At 55.5% G+C, this 19,906-nt stretch carries 19 protein-coding genes; 12 read left to right on the plus strand and 7 right to left on the minus strand.

The features are described from left to right. Positions 1-92 precede the first annotated feature (92 nt). Both mobB and mobA read right to left on the minus strand, forming a co-directional pair. Positions 93-617 carry a molybdopterin-guanine dinucleotide biosynthesis protein MobB gene (mobB, locus tag BBB56_RS10775; RefSeq protein ID WP_123800965.1) on the minus strand — a complete coding sequence of 175 codons (525 nt, stop codon included), beginning with the start codon at positions 615-617 and terminating at the stop codon, positions 93-95. After that, entirely contained in the window at positions 618-1,184 is a 567-nt protein-coding gene (gene mobA, locus BBB56_RS10780) for a molybdenum cofactor guanylyltransferase MobA (protein WP_123800966.1), read from the minus strand. A 52-nt stretch (positions 1,185-1,236) separates the two neighbouring features. Between mobA and BBB56_RS10785 the strand changes: the two genes are divergently transcribed. From BBB56_RS10785 to spfP, 5 genes are all read left to right on the plus strand, one after another. Continuing rightward, positions 1,237-1,512 carry a YihD family protein gene (locus tag BBB56_RS10785; protein ID WP_123800967.1) on the plus strand — a complete coding sequence of 92 codons (276 nt, stop codon included), beginning with the start codon at positions 1,237-1,239 and terminating at the stop codon, positions 1,510-1,512. 45 nt (positions 1,513-1,557) lie between these two features. Next, on the plus strand, positions 1,558-2,541 hold the full coding sequence (locus BBB56_RS10790; protein ID WP_123800968.1) for a serine/threonine protein kinase: 984 nt from the start codon (positions 1,558-1,560) through the stop codon (positions 2,539-2,541). A 27-nt stretch (positions 2,542-2,568) separates the two neighbouring features. After that, entirely contained in the window at positions 2,569-3,198 is a 630-nt protein-coding gene (gene dsbA / locus BBB56_RS10795) for a thiol:disulfide interchange protein DsbA (protein WP_123800969.1), read from the plus strand. A 375-nt stretch (positions 3,199-3,573) separates the two neighbouring features. Next, on the plus strand, positions 3,574-6,360 hold the full coding sequence (gene polA / locus BBB56_RS10800) for a DNA polymerase I (protein WP_123800970.1): 2,787 nt from the start codon (positions 3,574-3,576) through the stop codon (positions 6,358-6,360). A 274-nt stretch (positions 6,361-6,634) separates the two neighbouring features. Beyond that, entirely contained in the window at positions 6,635-6,682 is a 48-nt protein-coding gene (gene spfP, locus BBB56_RS24035; RefSeq protein ID WP_071892919.1) for a small protein SpfP, read from the plus strand. Between the two features lie 75 nt (positions 6,683-6,757). On the opposite strand, the gene yihA is transcribed toward spfP, so the two are convergent. Beyond that, on the minus strand, positions 6,758-7,390 hold the full coding sequence (gene yihA, locus BBB56_RS10805; protein WP_123800971.1) for a ribosome biogenesis GTP-binding protein YihA/YsxC: 633 nt from the start codon (positions 7,388-7,390) through the stop codon (positions 6,758-6,760). 644 nt (positions 7,391-8,034) lie between these two features. On the opposite strand from yihA, the gene yihI reads away from it, so the two are divergent. Continuing rightward, positions 8,035-8,553: a Der GTPase-activating protein YihI gene (gene yihI / locus BBB56_RS10810; RefSeq protein ID WP_123800972.1), complete on the plus strand. Its 519-nt coding sequence runs from the start codon at positions 8,035-8,037 to the stop codon at positions 8,551-8,553. Positions 8,554-8,782: 229 nt separating this feature from the next. Then, positions 8,783-10,156: an oxygen-independent coproporphyrinogen III oxidase gene (hemN, locus tag BBB56_RS10815; RefSeq protein WP_123800973.1), complete on the plus strand. Its 1,374-nt coding sequence runs from the start codon at positions 8,783-8,785 to the stop codon at positions 10,154-10,156. Positions 10,157-10,187: 31 nt separating this feature from the next. Here hemN and BBB56_RS23445 read toward each other — a convergent pair whose 3' ends face one another. The 4 genes from BBB56_RS23445 to glnA form a co-directional block, all read right to left on the minus strand. After that, positions 10,188-10,313 (minus strand): YshB family small membrane protein, encoded by a 126-nt coding sequence (locus BBB56_RS23445; RefSeq protein ID WP_148085443.1) that lies wholly within the window; start codon positions 10,311-10,313, stop codon positions 10,188-10,190. A 108-nt stretch (positions 10,314-10,421) separates the two neighbouring features. Beyond that, positions 10,422-11,831 carry a nitrogen regulation protein NR(I) gene (glnG, locus tag BBB56_RS10820; RefSeq protein ID WP_123800974.1) on the minus strand — a complete coding sequence of 470 codons (1,410 nt, stop codon included), beginning with the start codon at positions 11,829-11,831 and terminating at the stop codon, positions 10,422-10,424. Between the two features lie 7 nt (positions 11,832-11,838). Continuing rightward, complete coding sequence (glnL, locus tag BBB56_RS10825) at positions 11,839-12,888, minus strand: nitrogen regulation protein NR(II) (RefSeq protein WP_123800975.1); 1,050 nt, start codon at positions 12,886-12,888, stop codon at positions 11,839-11,841. 221 nt (positions 12,889-13,109) lie between these two features. Then, positions 13,110-14,519 carry a glutamate--ammonia ligase gene (gene glnA, locus BBB56_RS10830; RefSeq protein ID WP_123800976.1) on the minus strand — a complete coding sequence of 470 codons (1,410 nt, stop codon included), beginning with the start codon at positions 14,517-14,519 and terminating at the stop codon, positions 13,110-13,112. Between the two features lie 435 nt (positions 14,520-14,954). Between glnA and typA the strand changes: the two genes are divergently transcribed. From typA to fabY, 5 genes are all read left to right on the plus strand, one after another. Beyond that, complete coding sequence (typA, locus tag BBB56_RS10835) at positions 14,955-16,775, plus strand: ribosome-dependent GTPase TypA (protein ID WP_123800977.1); 1,821 nt, start codon at positions 14,955-14,957, stop codon at positions 16,773-16,775. Positions 16,776-16,993: 218 nt separating this feature from the next. Further along, on the plus strand, positions 16,994-17,590 hold the full coding sequence (gene yihX, locus BBB56_RS10840) for a glucose-1-phosphatase (protein ID WP_123800978.1): 597 nt from the start codon (positions 16,994-16,996) through the stop codon (positions 17,588-17,590). 3 nt (positions 17,591-17,593) lie between these two features. After that, positions 17,594-18,463, plus strand: coding sequence for a virulence factor BrkB family protein (locus BBB56_RS10845; protein WP_123801143.1), 870 nt, complete (start codon positions 17,594-17,596; stop codon positions 18,461-18,463). Then, on the plus strand, positions 18,460-18,897 hold the full coding sequence (gene dtd / locus BBB56_RS10850) for a D-aminoacyl-tRNA deacylase (RefSeq protein ID WP_123800979.1): 438 nt from the start codon (positions 18,460-18,462) through the stop codon (positions 18,895-18,897). The genes BBB56_RS10845 and dtd overlap by 4 nt, the downstream gene beginning before the upstream one ends. A 59-nt stretch (positions 18,898-18,956) precedes the next feature. Then, positions 18,957-19,904, plus strand: a complete 948-nt coding sequence (gene fabY / locus BBB56_RS10855) for a fatty acid biosynthesis protein FabY (RefSeq protein WP_123800980.1) — start codon at positions 18,957-18,959, stop codon at positions 19,902-19,904. Positions 19,905-19,906 lie beyond the last annotated feature (2 nt).

Raw genomic sequence — 19,906 nt, forward strand, 5'->3', positions numbered from 1 at the left:
GAGCAGGGGGCTTTTTTACGTCTGCTTATCGCGCAGCCCTGGCCCGACGGCCGGGGCTTTTTGCGTTCTGCGGGCGGCAAAACTAAACCTGCCTAATCTCCCGCATTTGTTGACCGCTTTTCCAGCCACTGCGCGATAAAGACGGCAATCTCTTCAGGCTGGTTTAAATCCAGCAAAGGAACGGCGACATCGAGATGACTGTCGCTGGCAACAGCAATAACGTGGCCGTCCATTAGAGGCAAAACCTCATCTTTAACGCCCGCGCGCCACAGAACAATCTTTGGCACCGGCTCATCTTTGAACCCTTCGACTAACACCACATCCAGCAAGGCCGGATCCATACGGCTGACCAGATAATGCAGATCCACGTCAGCGCGTTGCGGCGTCTCGCACATCAGCGCCCAGCGTTGCGAACTGGCGACAATAACCTGATCGGCACCGGCTTTTCGCAGCAGATAGCTGTCTTTTCCCGGCGTATCGATCTCCATCTGATGATGGGTATGCTTTATTAATCCGGGACGAAGACCTCTCTTTTTCAGCAGCGGAATAACCTGCTGTAGCAGGGTTGTTTTCCCGGTTCCGCTCCATGCGGCGATAGCCAGTAACGGCAGCGTCATCTACCCTTCCTCTCTGAGATCTTCTGGCGTATTCAGATTGCGGAAAGCCGCTTCATCCTGCTTCATCAGAACCGCATGTCCGCCCTGCTCACGCAAAAACTGCATCAAACGCCGCTCTCCTCGCTGCAAATAGCCAGCAAGCGGCTGCGCCAGACTGCGGTGTAGTAAAGCCAGCACGGGATGATCGCGTTCGGCTGAACGCGCCCAGACAGCTGTCGCCTTCTCTTTATTGCGCCACAGCTGTTCAACATAATCCGTTGGCACAAAGGGCGTATCGCAGGAGCAGAACACGACCCATTCCGTCTCTGCCGCGAGTAAACCGCTCAGCATTCCTGCCAGTGGGCCGGGAAAGTCCGGCAGGGTATCAGGGATCACCCTAAAGCCGCCTGACTGATAACGATCATGGTTACGGTTAGCGCTTATCATGACAATGTCCACTTGCGGCCTGAGCCGTTGAAGAACATGCTGATAAAGCGGAATGCCGTCAAACAGCACCATGCCTTTATCCTGGCCGCCCATGCGACGCCCTTGTCCGCCGGCCAGAATAATGCCGGTTAATGCTGCCATGCCAGTACTCCTGTCTGAAGGCTGATAACAACCACGTTATAAGGAATCGCCGATGAAATACCATCGTCTGAATGAACTGATTGAACTGTTGCAGCCTGCCTGGCAACAGGAACCCGATCTTAACCTGATGCAATTTTTACAAAAACTGGCGCAGGAATCTGGTTTCCGTGGCCCATTAAGTGAATTAACCGACGACGTGTTGATTTATCATTTGAAAATGCGCGGCGCCGACAAGCACGCGGAGATCCCTGGCCATCAAAAAGATTATGAAACGGATTTCAAAACCGCGCTGCTGCGCGCGCGCGGTGTGATTAAAGACGATAACTAATGCTATGCTTGCCGGCTTCTTGTAAAGACAGTCACGGGTGATTCCATGGATGCCGCTTTTAATTTCCAGACGCTCAATCCTGATGCCATTCTTGATGCGCTATGGGAAACAGGACTTCGGGTTGAGTCTGGACTCACCGCGCTTAACAGCTATGAAAACCGCGTCTATCAGTTTAGTGATGAAGATCGGCAGCGTTATGTCGTGAAGTTCTACCGGCCGCAGCGCTGGAGCGCGGTGCAAATTGAGGAGGAACATCAGTTCACCCATGATTTGCTGACCGATGAAGTGCCGGTTGCGGCGCCGCTGGCGTTGCAGGGAAAAACCCTGCATACGCATGGCGGCTTCTTTTTCACCGTTTTCCCCAGCCTGGGCGGCCGTCAGTACGAAACAGACAACGATGAGCAGCTGGAGTGGGTAGGCCGCTTCCTTGGGCGGATCCATCAGACCGGCCGCAAGCAGCGTTTCCAGCATCGCCCTACCATGGATCTGGATGAATATCTGCATCAGCCGCGCGCGGAGCTGGCGAGTAACGAACTGGTGCCTGCATCTCTGAGAACGGCGCTTACAGAGGCGCTGGATAATCTGGGGCGCGCCTTGCAGCAGCGCTGGCATCGCGAATGGCAGCCGCTGCGTCTGCATGGCGACTGTCATCCGGGCAACATCTTGTGGCGCGACGGGCCGCTGTTTGTCGATCTCGATGATGCGCGCAATGGACCAGCGGTGCAGGATCTCTGGATGCTGGTTAACGGCGATCGTCAGGAACAGCGTATTCAGTGGGATATTTTATTAGAGGCTTATACTGAGTTCAGTGATTTTGATATTAATGAATTGTCACTGATTGAGCCTTTACGCGCTATGCGCATGGTTTATTATCTGGCCTGGGTGGCGCGCCGCTGGCAGGATCCGGCGTTTCCTCGCGCGTTTCCCTGGATGACGGATGAGGATTTCTGGCGCAGGCAGATTTCGCAATTTACCGAGCAGGAGAAGCTGTTGCAGGAACCGCCGCTACAGTTGACCCCGCAATTTTAAATAGAGAAGTCAGGAGAATTTTTCACAATGAAAAAGATTTGGTTTGCACTGGTTGGTTTAGTGCTGGCGTTTAGCGCCTCTGCTGCCCAGTTTACCGATGGTCAGCAATACGTCAGCCTTCAGAAGCCGGTTGCTGGCGAACCGCAGGTGCTGGAGTTCTTCTCCTTCTTTTGTCCGCACTGCTATCAGTTCGAGCGTGTGTACCACGTTGGCGATGCCGTGAAAAAGAATTTACCTGCTGATACCAAAGTGACGAAATACCATGTCGATTTTCTGGGCGGCGATTTCGGCCCGGTGGTCACGCACGCATGGGCTGTGGCGATGGCGCTGGGCGTGGAAGATAAAGTTACCGCTCCTCTCTTTGATGGTATCCAGAAAACCCAGACTATTACCGATCCAGACAGCCTGAAATCAGCCTTTATCAATGCTGCGGGTATCTCTGCTCAGGAATATGACGCTGCCTGGAATAGCTTTGCTGTAAAAGCGCTGGTCGCGCAGCAGCAAAAAGCGGCGGCAGATGTTGATTTGCGCGGCGTTCCGGCCATGTTCGTTAACGGCAAATACATGATTAACAACGGCGGTCTTGATACCAGCTCTATGGATAACTTCGTCGCGGAATATGCGAACGTTGTGAAGTTCCTGGTCAGCCAAAAGTAATCCGCCCCCTGATGCCGAAAACGCCGACGCCATCGGCGTTTTTTTATGGGCGAAATAAATTAGCTAAATAGTCCATTTGCATCTTTTCTGATTTAATATCCACATAAGCTACTGCCTGTGAAGAAAGGAATATTGGGTCACGGTAATAATTTAACTATCTGAAAAATATAAGCTTAATAAATTTTAGCTTTATCGGCTTGCTTAATCCGCCCCGCGTTATGATTTTTGCGCACAAAGTTATCCACAGAAAGATCCTTGCGATCCGCGCCCTGAATCCATGAAAAAGTCACGCCTCTGACGCCCTGCGTTCAACATTCTGCTCAAGCTGTGGCATCCTTATAGTCCAATCCATGGCAACGAAGATTACACAGACTTATGGCGCAAATTGCAGAAAACCCCCTGATTCTGGTTGATGGCTCATCCTACCTTTACCGCGCTTATCATGCGTTTCCGCCGCTCACCAATAGCGCAGGCGAGCCAACTGGCGCAATGTATGGTGTGCTCAACATGTTGAAAAGTCTGTTGACGCAATACAATCCCAGCCATGTTGCCGTGGTATTTGACGCTAAAGGCAAAACCTTCAGGGATGAGCTGTTTGAGAACTACAAATCCCATCGCCCGCCGATGCCCGACGATCTGCGCGCCCAGACGGCGCCGTTGCATGAGATGGTTAAGGCGATGGGACTGCCGCTGCTGGCGGTAAGCGGCGTTGAGGCGGACGATGTGATCGGCACGCTGGCGCTACAGGCAGAGAAAGAGGGCCGCGCCGTCCTGATCAGCACCGGTGATAAAGATATGGCGCAGCTGGTGACGCCGAACATTACCTTGATCAACACCATGACCAACACCATTCTGGGTCCGGAAGAGGTAGAGCAGAAGTACGGCGTGCCGCCAGGGCTGATCATCGACTTTCTGGCAATGATGGGCGACAGCTCAGATAACATTCCGGGCGTACCGGGCGTGGGTGAAAAAACGGCGCAGGCGCTGTTGCAGGGCTTAGGCGGTATGCGGTCAATCTACGATAACCTGGACAAGGTGGCCGATCTCTCTTTCCGCGGCGCAAAAACCATGGCGGCGAAGCTGGAGCAAAACCGCGACGTAGCCTTTCTCTCGTACCAGCTGGCCACGATTAAAACCGACGTCGAGCTTGAGCTGACCTGTAACGAGCTGACGGTCGCCGAGCCGGATGTCGCCGCGCTGCAAGCGCTCTTTGGCCGCTATGAATTTAAACGCTGGCTGGCCGATCTTCAGGACGGCAAATGGCTACAGGGCAAAAAGAGCAATGTTAAAGCCCAGCAGGCGCTGCCCGATGAACCCCAGCCTAAGCCAGAGGCAACCAGCATACTCAACGCCGACGGTTACGTGACTATCCTCGATCAGGCCACCTTTGACGTCTGGCTCGAAAAGCTGAAGCAGAGCGAACTGTTCGCCTTTGATCTTGAAACCGACTCGCTTGATACGCTCAGCGCCAACATTGTCGGCATTGCGCTGGCGGTTGCGCCGGGCGAAGCCGCCTATCTGCCGGTCGGCCATGATTACCTTGATGCGCCCGATCAGCTGGATCGCCGTGAGGTGCTGGCCCAGCTCAAGCCGATTCTGGAAGACAGCAAGGCGTTTAAAGTGGGCCAGAATTTGAAATACGATCGCGGCGTGCTGAAAAACTACGATATTGAGCTGGGCGGCATCAGATTCGATACCATGCTGGAGTCCTATCTTCTCAACAGCGTGGCGGGCAAGCACGATATGGATAGCCTGTCGGCTCGCTGGCTGAATCATAAGACCGTAACCTTTGAAGAGATTGCCGGTAAGGGCAAAAACCAGCTGACCTTTAATCAGATCGCGCTGGAACAGGCGGCGCATTACGCGGCGGAAGACGCGGACGTCACGCTTCAGCTGCACCTGAAAATGTGGGCAGAGCTGGAAAAAGAGAGCGGTCCGAAGAAGGTCTTTGAAGAGATTGAGATGCCGCTGCTGACGGTTATCTCGCGCGTTGAGCGTAATGGCGTGCTAATCGACCAGAACATCCTGGCGCAGCACTCGCAGGAGCTGACTTTGAGGCTGGCGGAGCTGGAGCAGAAGGCGCATGAGCTGGCAGGCGAGCCTTTTAACCTCTCTTCAACCAAACAGCTGCAAACTATCCTGTTTGAAAAGCAGGGCATCAAGCCGACGAAGAAAACCCCAGGCGGCGCGCCGTCGACCAGCGAAGAGGTGCTGGCGGAGCTGGCGCTCGACTATCCGCTGCCGAAAGTGATCCTTGAGCATCGCGGTTTATCGAAGCTTAAATCTACCTACACCGACAAACTGCCGCAGATGATCAATCCGCTGACCGGTCGCGTGCATACCTCCTATCATCAGGCGGTAACCGCAACGGGTCGCCTGTCGTCCACCGATCCTAACCTGCAAAATATTCCGATCCGCAATGACGAGGGCCGCCGTATACGTCAGGCTTTTATCGCCGGCAAAGGTAACCGCATCGTGGCGGCTGACTACTCGCAGATTGAGCTGCGCATTATGGCGCATCTGTCGCAGGACAAAGGCCTGCTGGACGCCTTCGCTCACGGCGAAGACATTCACCGCGCCACGGCGGCTGAAGTATTTGGCGTGGCGCTGGATAAGGTCAGCGGCGAGCAGCGCCGTAGCGCCAAAGCGATCAACTTTGGCCTGATCTACGGCATGAGCGCGTTCGGCCTGTCGCGCCAGCTGAATATCGGCGCGGGCGAGGCGAAGAAATATATGGATCTCTATTTCGAACGCTATCCTGGCGTGCTGCGCTATATGGAAAATACTCGCCAGCTGGCGGCCAGCAAAGGCTATGTTGAAACCCTGGACGGTCGTCGCCTGTGGCTGCCGGACATCAAATCCAGCAACGCTATGCGCCGTAAAGCGGCTGAGCGCGCGGCGATCAATGCGCCTATGCAGGGAACGGCCGCCGACATTATCAAGCGCGCTATGATTGCGGTAGACGACTGGCTGCAACAGCGAAACACGGATGATGTCCGGATGATTATGCAGGTGCACGATGAGCTGGTGTTTGAAGTGCGCGGCGACGTCGTCGAGTCCGCCAGCAAGCAGATCCAGGACTTAATGGAGAACAGCGTGAAGCTGGATGTCCCGCTTCTGGTCGAGGTAGGTGTCGGAGATAACTGGGATCAGGCGCACTGATTGAGGTGACGCAGGCCGGTGACAGAAGCGCATCATCGGTCGGCTTTCAGCATAAGAAAAAAGTAGGTTTAACCGATTCAGCCAGCAGGCCGATTCGCCTGATTTCTAACTACTTATCGGTTAAGCATTTTTTTGGTAATTAAACTACAGTCAGAGGTTATTTTTGTGATGAACGCATGAAAAATCATGCTGTTTGGTGAAAATTAACTACAAAAAACCCTTTGTGCGTCAGAAAAAATCAGGTAAAGTTCGAGGCGTAGGGTACAGAGGTAAGATGTTCTATCTTTCAGACCTTTTACTTCACGTAATCGGATTTGGCTGAATATTAGCCGCCCCAGTCATTATATGACTGGGGCGTTTTTTATTGGGCTTTCGCAGCGAAACGCCTGTGCCGCTGTTACTCGTCGACGGCAGTCTCTTCTGCTGGCGCTAACTCATTAAACCAGCTGTCCAGCTTATGGCGCAGTTTGTCGACGCCCATCTTCTTCAGCGACGAAAACATCTCAACCTGCACATCGCCCATAAAGGCCAGCGAGGCTTCACGCACCATATTGAGCTGCGCTTTGCGCGCGCCAGAGGCAAGCTTATCGGCTTTGGTCAACAGCACCAGCACCGGAATCTGGCTCTCGACCGCCCACTGAATCATCTGCTGATCGAGATCTTTCAGCGGGTGGCGAATATCCATCAAGACCACCAGGCCCTTCAGCGCTTCGCGTTTTTGCAGATATTCGCCCAGCGCGCGCTGCCATTTGCGTTTCATCTCTTCCGGCACTTCGGCGTAGCCGTAGCCAGGCAAATCCACCAGGCGTTTGCCGTCAGCGACTTCAAACAGGTTGATAAGCTGTGTGCGTCCTGGCGTTTTACTGGTGCGCGCCAGGCTTTTTTGATTGGTCAGCGTATTGAGCGCGCTGGATTTTCCGGCGTTTGAACGTCCGGCGAAGGCGACCTCAATGCCGGTATCGGCAGGCAGATGGCGGATATCCGGGGCGCTAAGGATAAAGTGGGTGACGTGGTAATTCAGTGCAGACAAAGTTTTACTCCAGGAACCAGTTCGGGCGTTGCCGCTGATTATACGCATTATGGCGCAAAAGTACCCGATGACGTCAACGGGTGCGGTTTTGTGAGATATTTGCCATCGAAACTGGCAGCTAAAGCGGTTTTTAATAAAAAATTGAAAAATTAAAATTATTTATAATCAATAAATTAAAATTATTCAGCCGTTTAAATAAGCAAATGATGCCGCTGTTGGGTTGTGGCTTTCGCAGGTTGGTCTACATTATTGGGCAGTGCACGGCAGCACCCATCAGGATGATGTGCTCAGGAGTGTCGGGATGACCGGGAGCAGTGGAATGGAAAGGGTCAGGGATGTGAGACCAGACAAGGACAGGGATTCGCTCAGGAGTTGAGCAGGCGCGGGATCGACCGGGACGTTGCGAGCCAATAAGGACTGAATTTAGAGTTCCTTCTGCGGAAGGTGCGAAATAAGGCGACAGCATTACGCTGTCGCCTTTTTTCTTTGTCTGCTTTCTGCTAGATTTCGCCGCAATTCTGTACCCTCCGTTATCCCGAGAGCCTGAGAAGAAGATACGTACTTTCTGGTGCGCCTCGCCGACAAAAAAGCAGCGTTAAGAGAGACGGGTATATACTGATTAAAAAACACTGAGACCGAACATCATGAAGCAACCTGTACGCGGCGCGCACGGTAAACCAGCCAACAAAGCAAAACGCAAAACGCGTGAAGAACTCAATCAGGCCGCACGCGATCGCAAGCGTGACAAAAAACATCGTGGCAACGCATCAGGCAGCCGTGCCAACCCTGACGTCAGCGTGAGCAAAGCAGGTCAGGGTAATAAATCCAAAGACCCACGCATCGGCAGTAAAAAACCGGTTCCGCTGGTGGCCGATGGCGCAACCGTCAGCGCCCCGGTGAAAAAAGTCGTTAAGCCCGTGGCGGCAAAAGTGCGTCTCAGCCCGGAAGAGGAGCTGGCGCAGCTGGAAAACAGCGAGCGTCTGGATGCGCTGTTGGATCGCATGGAAAACGGCGACACGCTGTCGGCGGAAGAGCAGGCGTGGCTGGATGAAACCCTGGATCGCATTGACGAACTGATGGAGCAGCTCGGCATCAATATGGATGACGAAGCGGAAGACGAGCAGGCCGAAGAAGATATGTATCGCCTGCTGAAAGGCAACTGAGTTTTTGATCGGCATGCGCTTCGGTGCATGCCGCGCCAGACAGGTAAATCATTATGTTTTGGCCTGGATCAATTTTAGCGCTGCTGCTGACATGTTATCTCATCCTGTTATTGGCTAAACTACGACGCCTGTCGCGTCTGAAGTCACGTTTACGTCGGGTTCAGTCCCGCCCACCTTTCCTCTCTTCTGCATCGCGACCTTCTCTCAGACGTCACCGGAAGGAGTAAGCATGTCTTTGCAACCCGTCTCCTGGGATCAGCGGCTCATCGAAAAATACAATTATGCGGGTCCGCGTTACACCTCTTACCCTACCGCGCTCGAATTTAGCGAGAGCTACAGTGAGACAGACTTTCAGCGCGCCGTCGCCCGTTACCCTGAACGCCCGCTCTCGCTCTACGTTCATATTCCGTTCTGCCATAAACTCTGCTACTTCTGCGGCTGCAATAAGGTCGTTACGCGTCAGCTGCATAAAGCTGACCGCTATCTGGATGCGCTGGCTCTGGAGATTCGCCAGCGCGCGCCGCTGTTCCGCGATCGCCGCGTGACGCAGCTGCACTGGGGCGGGGGAACGCCAACCTTTCTTAACCCTGCGCAGCTTTCCCGGCTGGTGGCGTTGCTGAAAGAAAACTTTAGTCTGGCGGACGATCTGGAGATGTCGATCGAGATCGATCCGCGTGAAATCGATCCAGATACGGTCTCGCATCTGCGCCAGCTTGGCTTTAACCGGCTGAGCATGGGCGTGCAGGACTTCAACAAGGCGGTGCAGGAGCGCGTGAACCGGGTGCAGGATGAAGAGGCTATCTTTGCGCTCATGGCGCGGGCGCGCGAACAGGGCTTCCGTTCCACCAGTATCGACCTGATCTATGGTTTACCGCTGCAAACGGCAGAGAGCTTTGCTTATACGCTACAGCGCGTCATCGCCCTCAATCCGGATCGCCTGAGCGTGTTTAACTACGCCCATCTGCCTGCGCTCTTTGCGGCGCAGCGCAAAATCAAAGAGCAGGAGCTGCCGTCGGCGCAGCAGAAGCTGGAAATCCTTCAGCAGACCATCGCGACGCTGACGCAGCAGGGCTATGATTTTATCGGTATGGACCACTTTGCGAAGCCGCAGGATGAGCTGGCTCAGGCGCAGCGCGCTGGTCTGCTGCACCGCAATTTTCAGGGCTATACCACACAGGGCGACAGCGATCTTCTTGGGCTGGGCGTTTCCGCCATCAGCATGATCGGCGACAGCTACGCGCAGAATGAGAAAGAGCTAAACCGCTGGTATGAGGCGGTGGCGACGCGCGGCGAGGCGCTATGGCGCGGCGTGACGCTGACGGAAGACGACTGCCTGCGTCGCGATGTCATCAAGACGCTTATCTGCAATTTCTCGCTTGATTTTGGCGCTATCGAAGCGCAATACCCGATTCGCTTCAACGATTACTTTGCGGAAGATTTGGCGCTGTTACAGCCGTTAATCAATGACGGGCTGGCGGTGCTGCGCGCCGATGAGTTGCAGGTTACCGGCATCGGGCGTTTGCTGATCCGTAATATCTGTATGTGCTTTGATGTCTATTTACGCCACAAAGCGCGTCAGCAGCAGTTTTCCCGCGTGATATAAGACAAAAACGGGAGCAAAAGCTCCCGTTTTGTTAGTGAAACAAATTAACCATGATGGCGCACAGCACGGCAGCGAAAGCCGTCTGCGGCGAGTGGCCAGCCAGGCTGCTGATAGCGGCAATACTGTGCGACATCATGTGAAAGAAGGATTCGATCATAGCTTCATCTCCCGATAGCCGCCCGTATGATACTGAACGGCTTCGGCGTGTAAAGCGGGTCAGCGTGGCAAATTGCACAAAAAAACGCCTTTTTGACCCCTGTCATGATCACTCCATTCCCAGCTCTTTCAGCTTCCGCGTTAGCGTATTGCGTCCCCAGCCCAGTAGCCTGGCCGCTTCCTGCTTATGTCCCTGCGTATGACGCAGCGCCGTAGTCAGCAAGGTGCGTTCCATCTCCGGCTGCGCTTCAGAGAGCAGATTTTGATGACCGGAACGCAGCGCGCGGTCGGCCCACTGCGCCAGCAGCGTCGCCCAGCTGTCCGGCAGCGACTGAACCGGATTTTCCGGGGTGCTGGATTCGAACAGTTCAGGAGGCAGATCCTGGATCAACACTTCCTGACCGGCCGCCATCACTGTCAGCCAGCGACAGGTATTTTCCAGCTGGCGCACGTTGCCGGACCAGTGCAGACGCGTCAGCGCGGTCTCGGTTTCCGGATGAAGGATTTTTGCCTCGACCCCCAGCTCGCGCGCGGCGACCTGTAAGAAGTAGCGCGCCAGACGCGGAATGTCTTCACGGCGCTCGCGCAGCGGCGGCAGATGCACGCGGATTACGTTCAGGCGATGGAACAGATCCTCGCGGAACTTGCCTTCCTGCACCCGCAGCTCCAGATTCTGATGGGTGGCCGCAATAATACGCACGTCGACTTTTACCGGCGCATAGCCGCCGACGCGGTAAAACTGACCGTCCGCCAGCACGCGCAGTAAACGTGTCTGCACGTCAAGCGGCATATCGCCGATCTCGTCCAGAAACAGCGTACCGCCATCAGCCTGCTCAAAACGGCCCTGACGGATCTGATTCGCGCCGGTAAACGCGCCTTTTTCATGGCCAAACAGTTCGGACTCAATCAGGTCTTTAGGGATCGCCGCCATATTGAGCGCGATAAACGGCGCTTTAGCGCGCGGGCTGTGGCGATGCAGCGCGTGAGCCACCAGCTCTTTCCCGGTGCCCGACTCGCCGTTGATCAGCACGCTGATCGATGAGCGCGACAAACGGCCAATAATACGAAACACATCCTGCATCGCTGGCGCTTCGCCAATGATGTCGGTCGTAGGACCGCTGACCGGCTGGTTTCGCGGCTGCTGCTGCTCCTGATAGTGGCTAATCGCGCGATCGACCAGCGCCACCGCCTCATCAATATCAAAGGGCTTCGGCAGGTAATCGAAAGCCCCTTGCTGGTAAGCGCTGACCGCTGCGTCCAGGTCGGAGTGCGCCGTCATAATGATGACCGGCAGCATAGGATGGCGCTGTTTAATCTGTTTCAGCAGAGCCAGTCCATCCATGCCCGGCATGCGAATATCTGACAGTAAAACGTCTGGGGTTTTCGTCGAGAGCGCGTCCAGCACCTCATTGCCGCTGTCGAAAGTGGCACAGCTTAAACCGGCTCCAGTGAGCGCGCGTTCAAGCACCCAGCGGATGGAGCTATCGTCATCGACGATCCAGACTATCCCTCGTTGCATAGAAACCTCACTGGCGAATAGGCAGATAAACCGAGAACTCGGTGTGTCCAGGCCAACTGTTAAATTCAATTTTTCCTGAATGTTGATCGATCAGGCTACGGGCGATAGAGAGACCCAGGCCGGTGCCGCCTTCGCGTCCGCTTACCATTGGGTAGAACAGCGTATCCTGTAACTGCGCCGGAATGCCCGGCCCGTTATCTTCGACGTCGATGCGCGCAACCAGACGGTAGCGGGTGCCGTGCAGCGTCAGCTGAAAAGCGGTGCGGGTGCGCAGGATAATGGTGCCGCCTTCGTCGCCTAACGCCTGGAGCGCGTTGCGCACCACGTTAAGCAGCACCTGTTCAATCTGATCGGGGTCGTGCGGCAGCTCCGGCAGGCTGGGATCGTAATCGCGCACCAGCGCAACGTTTTCCGGCAGCTCCATGGACACCAGATTAACCACGCGCTCCGCCACCTGATGGATGCTCTGGGTAATATGCATACCCGGCTGCTGTGGACCCAACAGGCGATCGACCAGATTACGCAGACGGTCCGCCTGCTCAATAATGACTTTGGTATATTCGTTCAGCGAGGGATCGGGCAGCGCGCGCGACAGCAGTTGCGCCGCGCCGCGTAGTCCGCCCAGCGGATTTTTAATCTCATGAGCGAGCCCGCGCACCAAATCGCGCGCCGCCACCTGCTGCGCATGCTGAAGCTGCTCCTGGCTCAGGCGTCGCTGATTATCCATCGGAGCCATCTCCAGCAAAATAAAACGGTCGGGCAGACGCTGCGCCGTCAGCGCCATCACATGCGCGCGGCCATCCACCACCAGCGTCACCTCGCTGTCGGTAAAACCCTGGCCAGCCTCAAGACTCTCGCGCATCACCTCAATATTCAGCGAGAAGTAGCCGGTTAAATCAGGAAGCGGCGTGCCGAACAGTTTGCGTGAGCTTTGCGCCAGTAACTGCTGTGCCGCCGGATTGGCATAGTGAATAACCAGCTCGTCATCCACCAGCAGGATACTGTTTATCAGGGAGTTGAGAATTTGCCCTGCATCGGGCAAAGAGCCAGTTGCCATACAGCGTTCCTCTGCACTGTTTTAGTGCATTATACCTTTCCGCGCCGGTTTTCAGGCGGCTGAACGATGATTTCGCGGCGAAAAAAGCCCATCCGGAGATGGGCTAAAGTTTCCACGGCAACAAAAAATCTTCTGCGTCTTGCGCGTCGCCGCTGCGTCAGCAGCCTCGGAACTGTCCGGTTGCCGCCTGCTGCGGCAACGCGCCCTGTGCAGAATAAAGATTAAACGCTGTAGTACAGTTCGAACTCAACCGGGTGCGGCGTCATGCGAACGCGGTCGTTCTCAGCTTTACGCAGTTCGATGTAGGCATCGATGGCATCGTCGGTGAACACGCCGCCGCGGGTCAGGAACTCGCGATCGTCATTCAGTGCGTTCAGCGCTTCTTCCAGCGAACCTGCAACTTTTGGAATCTCCGCTTCTTCTTCCGGCGGCAGATCGTACAGGTTTTTGTCCATCGCATCGCCAGGGTGGATCTTGTTGATCACGCCGTCCAGGCCCGCCATCAGCAGCGCGGTGAAGGCCAGGTACGGGTTGGCAGCCGGATCCGGGAAGCGCGCTTCGATACGGCGTGCTTTCGGGCTGGCGACAACCGGGATACGGATTGAAGCAGAGCGGTTACGTGCAGAGTAGGCCAGCATGACCGGCGCTTCGTAGCCAGGAACCAGACGCTTGTAGGAGTTAGTGGTCGGGTTCGCCAGGGCATTGATCGCTTTCGCGTGCTTGATGATGCCGCCGATGTAGAACAGGGCAGTTTCAGACAGGCCGCCGTACTTGTCGCCTGCGAACAGGTTTACGCCGCCTTTAGAGAGCGACATGTGGCAGTGCATACCTGAACCGTTATCGCCAAACATCGGCTTCGGCATAAAGGTCGCGGTTTTGCCGTAGGCGTGCGCAACGTTGTGCACGACATATTTATAGATCTGAATTTCGTCAGCTTTTTTGGTCATGGTATTGAAGCGGGTAGCCACTTCGTTCTGACCTGCTGTCGCCACTTCGTGGTGATGGGCTTCAACGACCAGACCCATCTGCTCCATGGTCAGACACATAGCAGAACGGATGTCCTGCGAAGAGTCGACCGGCGGTACCGGGAAGTAGCCGCCTTTCAGGCCCGGACGGTGGCCTTTGTTGCCGCCTTCGTACTCTTTGCCGGTGTTCCATGCGGCTTCGATGTCATCGATAGCAACGTGCGAACCCGACGTGGAAGAACCAAAACGGATGTCGTCAAACAGGAAAAACTCCGGCTCCGGTCCAAACAGCACGGTGTCGGCGATGCCGGAAGAGCGCAGATACTCTTCAGCGCGCTTGGCGATAGAACGCGGGTCGCGATCGTAGCCCTGCATGGTGCCTGGCTCAAGGATGTCACAACGGATAATCAGCGTCGGGTCTTCGAAGAACGGATCCAGTACCGCCGTGGTAGCGTCCGGCATCAGCACCATGTCTGATTCGTTAATGCCTTTCCAGCCGCCGATAGAGGAGCCATCAAACATTTTGCCTTCTTCGAAGAAGTCAGCGTTAACCTGGTGAGCAGGGATAGTAACGTGCTGTTCTTTACCTTTGGTATCGGTAAAACGCAGGTCAACAAACTTAACTTCGTGCTCGTTCATCATCGAGAGAACGTGTTCAGCGGACATACTCAACTCTCCTGGAATGGGTCATTATCATCGTGGTGAGAGGCTGCGTCGTCTGGAATGTAATGTGTCTGACCGCCATCCCCACCCAACCGATCTCGGCAAGCTCTGCAACCGTTGTGCAACTGCTGTTTTCGCTTAAACAGAACAAAGCGAATTTTGTGCCAACTTTATTCAGCCAGGCTAAATCACGCCTGTACGCACCTTTTTGACGCCAGCAGGCTGCACCAGTCTGGATAAGCTGCACCAAAAGCGTGCTTTTCGATCACTTTTACGCACCTTTATGGTGCGTTACCTCAACGTAGTGCATTACTTGCACCGTATCCAGCGCAAATTTCCGCCAGTGCAATAAACTTCTATTGAAAAGTGTGATCGTGTTCAGTATCCCGCTTAATCCGTGTACAATAGCGCGCTATTTCTAATGCCTGAGGCAAAGTTGTGATCGAAAATTTGCGTAACATCGCCATCATCGCGCACGTCGACCATGGTAAGACCACCCTGGTTGATAAGCTGCTGCAACAGTCCGGTACCTTTGACGCGCGTACCGAAGCGACTGAGCGTGTGATGGACTCCAATGATTTGGAGAAAGAGCGTGGGATTACCATCCTCGCGAAAAACACCGCCATCAAATGGAATGACTATCGTATCAACATCGTTGATACCCCGGGACACGCCGACTTCGGCGGTGAAGTAGAGCGCGTCATGTCCATGGTGGATTCGGTGCTGCTGGTTGTCGATGCGATGGATGGCCCTATGCCGCAAACCCGCTTCGTGACCAAGAAAGCTTTTGCTCACGGTTTGAAGCCGATCGTCGTTATCAACAAAATCGACCGTCCGGGCGCACGTCCTGACTGGGTTGTTGACCAGGTCTTCGACCTGTTCGTTAATCTGGACGCGACTGACGAGCAGCTCGACTTCCCGATTATTTACGCCTCTGCGCTACAGGGCATCGCCGGTCTGGATCACACCGACATGGCTGAAGATATGACCCCGCTGTATCAGGCGATCGTGGATCACGTTTCCCCGCCGCAGGTTGAAGTCGACGCGCCGTTGCAGATGCAGATCTCACAGCTGGACTACAACAACTATCTGGGCGTCATCGGCATTGGCCGCATTAAGCGCGGTAAAATCAAGCCGAACCAGCAGGTTACTGTCATCGACAGCGAAGGCAAAACCCGCAACGGCAAAGTCGGTAAAGTGCTGGGCCACCTGGGTCTGGAGCGTATCGACACCGATCTGGCGGAAGCGGGCGACATCGTCGCTGTCACCGGTCTGGGCGAGCTGAACATCTCCGATACCATCTGCGATCCGCAAAACGTCCAGGCGCTGCCTGCGCTGAGCGTTGATGAGCCGACGGTTACCATGTTCTTCAACGTCAACACCTCGCCGTTCTGCGGTCAGGAAGGCAAGTATGTGACCTCGCGTCAGATCCTTGAGCGCCTGAACAAAGAACTGGTGCACAACGTTGCGCTGCGCGTTGAAGAAACGGAAGATGCTGATGCATTCCGCGTCTCTGGCCGTGGTGAACTGCACCTGTCGGTACTGATCGAAAACATGCGTCGTGAAGGCTTCGAGCTGGCCGTATCACGTCCGAAAGTTATCTTCCGTGAAATCGATGGCCGCAAACAAGAGCCGTTCGAGAACGTCACGCTGGATATCGAAGAGAACAATCAGGGCGCTGTAATGCAAGCCATGGGCGAGCGTAAGGGCGATCTGAAAAACATGGATCCAGATGGCAAAGGCCGCGTGCGTCTTGACTACGTTATCCCAAGCCGTGGTCTGATCGGCTTCCGTAACGAATTCATGACCATGACGTCAGGCACTGGTCTGCTGTACTCCACCTTTAGCCACTACGACGACATTCGTCCGGGCGAAGTGGGTCAGCGTCAGAATGGCGTACTGATCTCTAACGGTCAGGGTAAAGCCGTTGCCTTCGCCCTGTTCGGCCTCCAGGATCGCGGCAAACTGTTCTTGGGTCACGGCGCAGAAGTCTATGAAGGCCAGATCATCGGTATTCACAGCCGTTCTAACGACCTGACCGTAAACTGCCTGACCGGCAAGAAGCTGACCAACATGCGTGCTTCCGGTACAGACGAAGCGACGACGCTGGTGCCGCCGGTGAAAATGACCCTTGAGCAGGCCATCGAATTTATCGACGACGACGAGCTGGTAGAAGTTACGCCGCAGTCGGTCCGTATCCGTAAACGTCACCTGACCGAGAACGACCGCAAACGCGCGTCACGCGGTCCGAAAGAGTAAGACGTTTCGTCCTTGAAAAAGCCCCGTTTATCGGGGCTTTTTTTTGTCGCTCTCTTTCTGCTGCTGTTTTTCCTGCCGTGATAGCCCAACCCGCACGCTGCGCGCGCCAGGCCGCCATGCGCCACCTTCCATAACGCATTTTTCTCCTGCCTGTTACCTGTTCAGCCCCTGTTTTTGCCGCTAGAGTGAAGGATCCAGGGAATCAGAGGAGTAACGACATGTTGTATATATTCGATTTAGGCAATGTGATTGTTGATATTGATTTCAACCGCGTGCTGGGGGTCTGGAGCGATCTCGGCCGCGTACCTTTGGCGCTGCTGCAAAGCCGTTTCCAGATGGGCGAGGCGTTTGAGCAGCACGAGCGTGGGGAGATCAGCGATGAGCACTTTGCGGCAGAGCTGTGTGAACAGCTGGACATCGCGCTGAGCTACGAGCAGTTTGTCGCGGGCTGGCAGGCGCTTTTTATGGACGCGCGCGCCGATACGCTGGCGCTGATGAACCAGCTGCGCGCCAACGGGCATCGTGTGGTGATCCTGTCTAACACCAACAAGCTGCATACCGAGTTCTGGCCGACCCAGTATCCTGAGGTCCGGGCAGCGGCGGATAAGGTCTATCTGTCGCAGGAGCTGGGGATGCGCAAGCCCGAAGCCCGCATCTATGAACACGTGTTGCAGCAGGAAGGTTATCGCGCAGACCAGGCGATTTTCTTCGATGACAACGCCGATAATATCGCGGCGGCTCAGGCGCTGGGCATCAAAAGCATACAGGTTATGGATAACAAAACGGTGCCGGACTGGCTGGCAAGCCATCGCTGAATGATGACGTTGCATCCTTTTAAATCGACCTGCCACGCCTTCTGGCTGTGGCTGAAACTGCTGTGGAAACGCATCGACGACGACAATATGACAACGCAGGCCGGCAATCTGGCTTTTGTGTCATTACTGGCGCTGGTGCCGCTGATTGCCGTGGTTTTCGCGCTGTTCTCGGCGTTTCCGGTATTTGCTGAAGTCAGCGTACAGCTGAAAAACTTTATCTTTACTAATTTCGTTCCGGCAACGGGCAATGTGGTGCAGCGCTATCTCGACCAGTTCGTGGCCAACGTGCATCGCATGACCGCGCTGGGCGCGATTGGGCTGATCATTACCGCGCTGCTGCTGATGCATTCGGTCGATACGTCGCTTAACACCATCTGGCGCAGCCATAAAAAGCGGCCGCTGGTTTACTCCTTTGCCGTTTACTGGATGATTCTGACGCTGGGACCGCTGCTGGCGGGCGCCAGCCTGGCGATCAGCTCTTATCTGTTGTCGCTGCGCTGGATCAGCGACAGCAGCGTCTATGGCGTGATCGATCAGGTACTGCGCGTTTTCCCGCTGCTGCTCTCCTGGTTCGCTTTCTGGCTGCTTTACAGTATTGTGCCGACGCGCCGCGTACCGCCGCGCGATGCGCTGATTGGCGCGCTGGTGGCGGGCGCGCTGTTTGAGCTGGGGAAAAAGGGCTTTGCCCTCTATGTCACGATGTTTCCTTCCTACCAGCTGATTTACGGCGTGCTGGCGGTGATTCCTATTCTGTTTCTCTGGGTCTACTGGACCTGGTGTATTGTGTTGTTAGGCGCGGAAATTACCGCCACGCTGGATGATTATCGACAGCTAAAACAACGGGAAAGTGAAAGAGAACGAGAGGTTGCATGATTGCGTTGATTCAACGAGTGCTTAATGCCAGCGTCAGCGTGGATCGCGCGGTGGTCGGTGAAATAGGCCCCGGCCTGCTGGTATTACTGGGGGTAGAAAAAGGCGACGATGAGAAACGCGCCGAGCGCCTGGCGGAAAAGGTGCTGGGCTACCGGATTTTCAGCGACGAGCAGGGGAAAATGAACCTTAATGTCCAGCAGTCGGGCGGAAGCCTGCTGGTGGTGTCGCAGTTTACGCTGGCGGCCGATACGCAAAAAGGAATGCGTCCGTCATTTTCCGGCGGAGCCGCGCCCGACGAGGCGAACCGGCTGTATGAATACTTCAGCGACTGCTGTCGCCGTCAGGGCGTGGCCACCGCCAACGGCCGTTTCGCCGCCGATATGCAGGTTGCGCTGGTCAACGATGGTCCTGTCACCTTCTGGTTGCAGGTTTGAGGCCGGCAGCCGAGCGGCACGGGATCGGCCACGCAGGCTCTGAACGAGAGAACCATTTTATGTATCATCTTCGGGTACCACAGACGGCGGAAGAGCTGGATATGTACTACCAGTTCCGCTGGGAAATGTTACGTAAGCCGCTGCGCCAGCCTCAGGGATCGGAGCGGGACGGCTGGGACGCGCTGGCGCACCATCAGATGGTGGTCGATGAGCATGGACAGCCGGTGGCGGCCGGACGCCTCTATATTAACGCTGACAACGAAGCCTCGATTCGCTTCCTTGCCGTGCATCCGTCGGTGCAGGGCAAAGGGTTAGGCACGCTGGTGGCGATGACGCTGGAATCGGTGGCGCGTCAGGAGGGCGTTAAGCGCGTCACCTGCGCCGCGCGCGAAGATGCGGTGGAGTTTTTTGCCAAGCTGGGCTACGTCAATCAGGGCGAGATCACCGCGCCGCAAACCACGCCGGTGCGCCATTTTCTGATGATCAAGCCGGTAGTGACGCTGGACGATATCCTGCACCGCGCCGACTGGTGCGGTCAGCTACAGCAGGCCTGGTATGACAATATCCCGCTCAGCGAAAAGATGGGCGTGCGCATCTTGCAGTTCACCGGGCAGAAATTTATCACCACCATGCCGGAAACCGGCAACCAGAACCCGCACCATACGCTGTTCGCAGGCAGCCTTTTTTCGCTGGCGACGCTGACCGGCTGGGGGCTGATCTGGCTACTGCTGCGCGAGCGCCATCTTGGCGGCACCATTATTCTTGCGGATGCGCATATTCGCTACAGCAAAGCGATCACCGGGCGTCCGGGGGCGATTGCCGATATTGGCTCGATGAGCGGCGATCTTGATCGTCTGGCGCGCGGGCGCAAAGCGCGCGTGCGTCTTGAGGTGGAGCTGTTTGGCAATGAAGAGCTGGGCGCGGTGTTTGAAGGGGTCTATATCGTGCTGCCCGCCGATCCCGACGAGCCGCTGGAAGAGGGCGGATCCGGGGCGCGTATCAATTAAAT

It is taken from the genome of Candidatus Pantoea deserta (assembly GCF_003813865.1).
Taxonomy (GTDB): Bacteria; Pseudomonadota; Gammaproteobacteria; order Enterobacterales; family Enterobacteriaceae; genus Pantoea; species Pantoea deserta.

What these genes read in the sequence shown, in the direction of transcription:
- mobB (WP_123800965.1), bottom strand. Translation starts at nt 617, where the DNA reads ATGACGCTGCCGTTACTGGCTATCGCCGCATGGAGCGGAACCGGGAAA.
- mobA (WP_123800966.1), bottom strand. Translation starts at nt 1,184, where the DNA reads ATGGCAGCATTAACCGGCATTATTCTGGCCGGCGGACAAGGGCGTCGC.
- BBB56_RS10785 (WP_123800967.1), top strand. Translation starts at nt 1,237, where the DNA reads ATGAAATACCATCGTCTGAATGAACTGATTGAACTGTTGCAGCCTGCC.
- BBB56_RS10790 (WP_123800968.1), top strand. Translation starts at nt 1,558, where the DNA reads ATGGATGCCGCTTTTAATTTCCAGACGCTCAATCCTGATGCCATTCTT.
- dsbA (WP_123800969.1), top strand. Translation starts at nt 2,569, where the DNA reads ATGAAAAAGATTTGGTTTGCACTGGTTGGTTTAGTGCTGGCGTTTAGC.
- polA (WP_123800970.1), top strand. Translation starts at nt 3,574, where the DNA reads ATGGCGCAAATTGCAGAAAACCCCCTGATTCTGGTTGATGGCTCATCC.
- yihI (WP_123800972.1), top strand. Translation starts at nt 8,035, where the DNA reads ATGAAGCAACCTGTACGCGGCGCGCACGGTAAACCAGCCAACAAAGCA.
- hemN (WP_123800973.1), top strand. Translation starts at nt 8,783, where the DNA reads ATGTCTTTGCAACCCGTCTCCTGGGATCAGCGGCTCATCGAAAAATAC.
- BBB56_RS23445 (WP_148085443.1), bottom strand. Translation starts at nt 10,313, where the DNA reads ATGATCGAATCCTTCTTTCACATGATGTCGCACAGTATTGCCGCTATC.
- glnG (WP_123800974.1), bottom strand. Translation starts at nt 11,831, where the DNA reads ATGCAACGAGGGATAGTCTGGATCGTCGATGACGATAGCTCCATCCGC.
- glnL (WP_123800975.1), bottom strand. Translation starts at nt 12,888, where the DNA reads ATGGCAACTGGCTCTTTGCCCGATGCAGGGCAAATTCTCAACTCCCTG.
- glnA (WP_123800976.1), bottom strand. Translation starts at nt 14,519, where the DNA reads ATGTCCGCTGAACACGTTCTCTCGATGATGAACGAGCACGAAGTTAAG.
- yihX (WP_123800978.1), top strand. Translation starts at nt 16,994, where the DNA reads ATGTTGTATATATTCGATTTAGGCAATGTGATTGTTGATATTGATTTC.
- BBB56_RS10845 (WP_123801143.1), top strand. Translation starts at nt 17,594, where the DNA reads ATGACGTTGCATCCTTTTAAATCGACCTGCCACGCCTTCTGGCTGTGG.
- dtd (WP_123800979.1), top strand. Translation starts at nt 18,460, where the DNA reads ATGATTGCGTTGATTCAACGAGTGCTTAATGCCAGCGTCAGCGTGGAT.
- fabY (WP_123800980.1), top strand. Translation starts at nt 18,957, where the DNA reads ATGTATCATCTTCGGGTACCACAGACGGCGGAAGAGCTGGATATGTAC.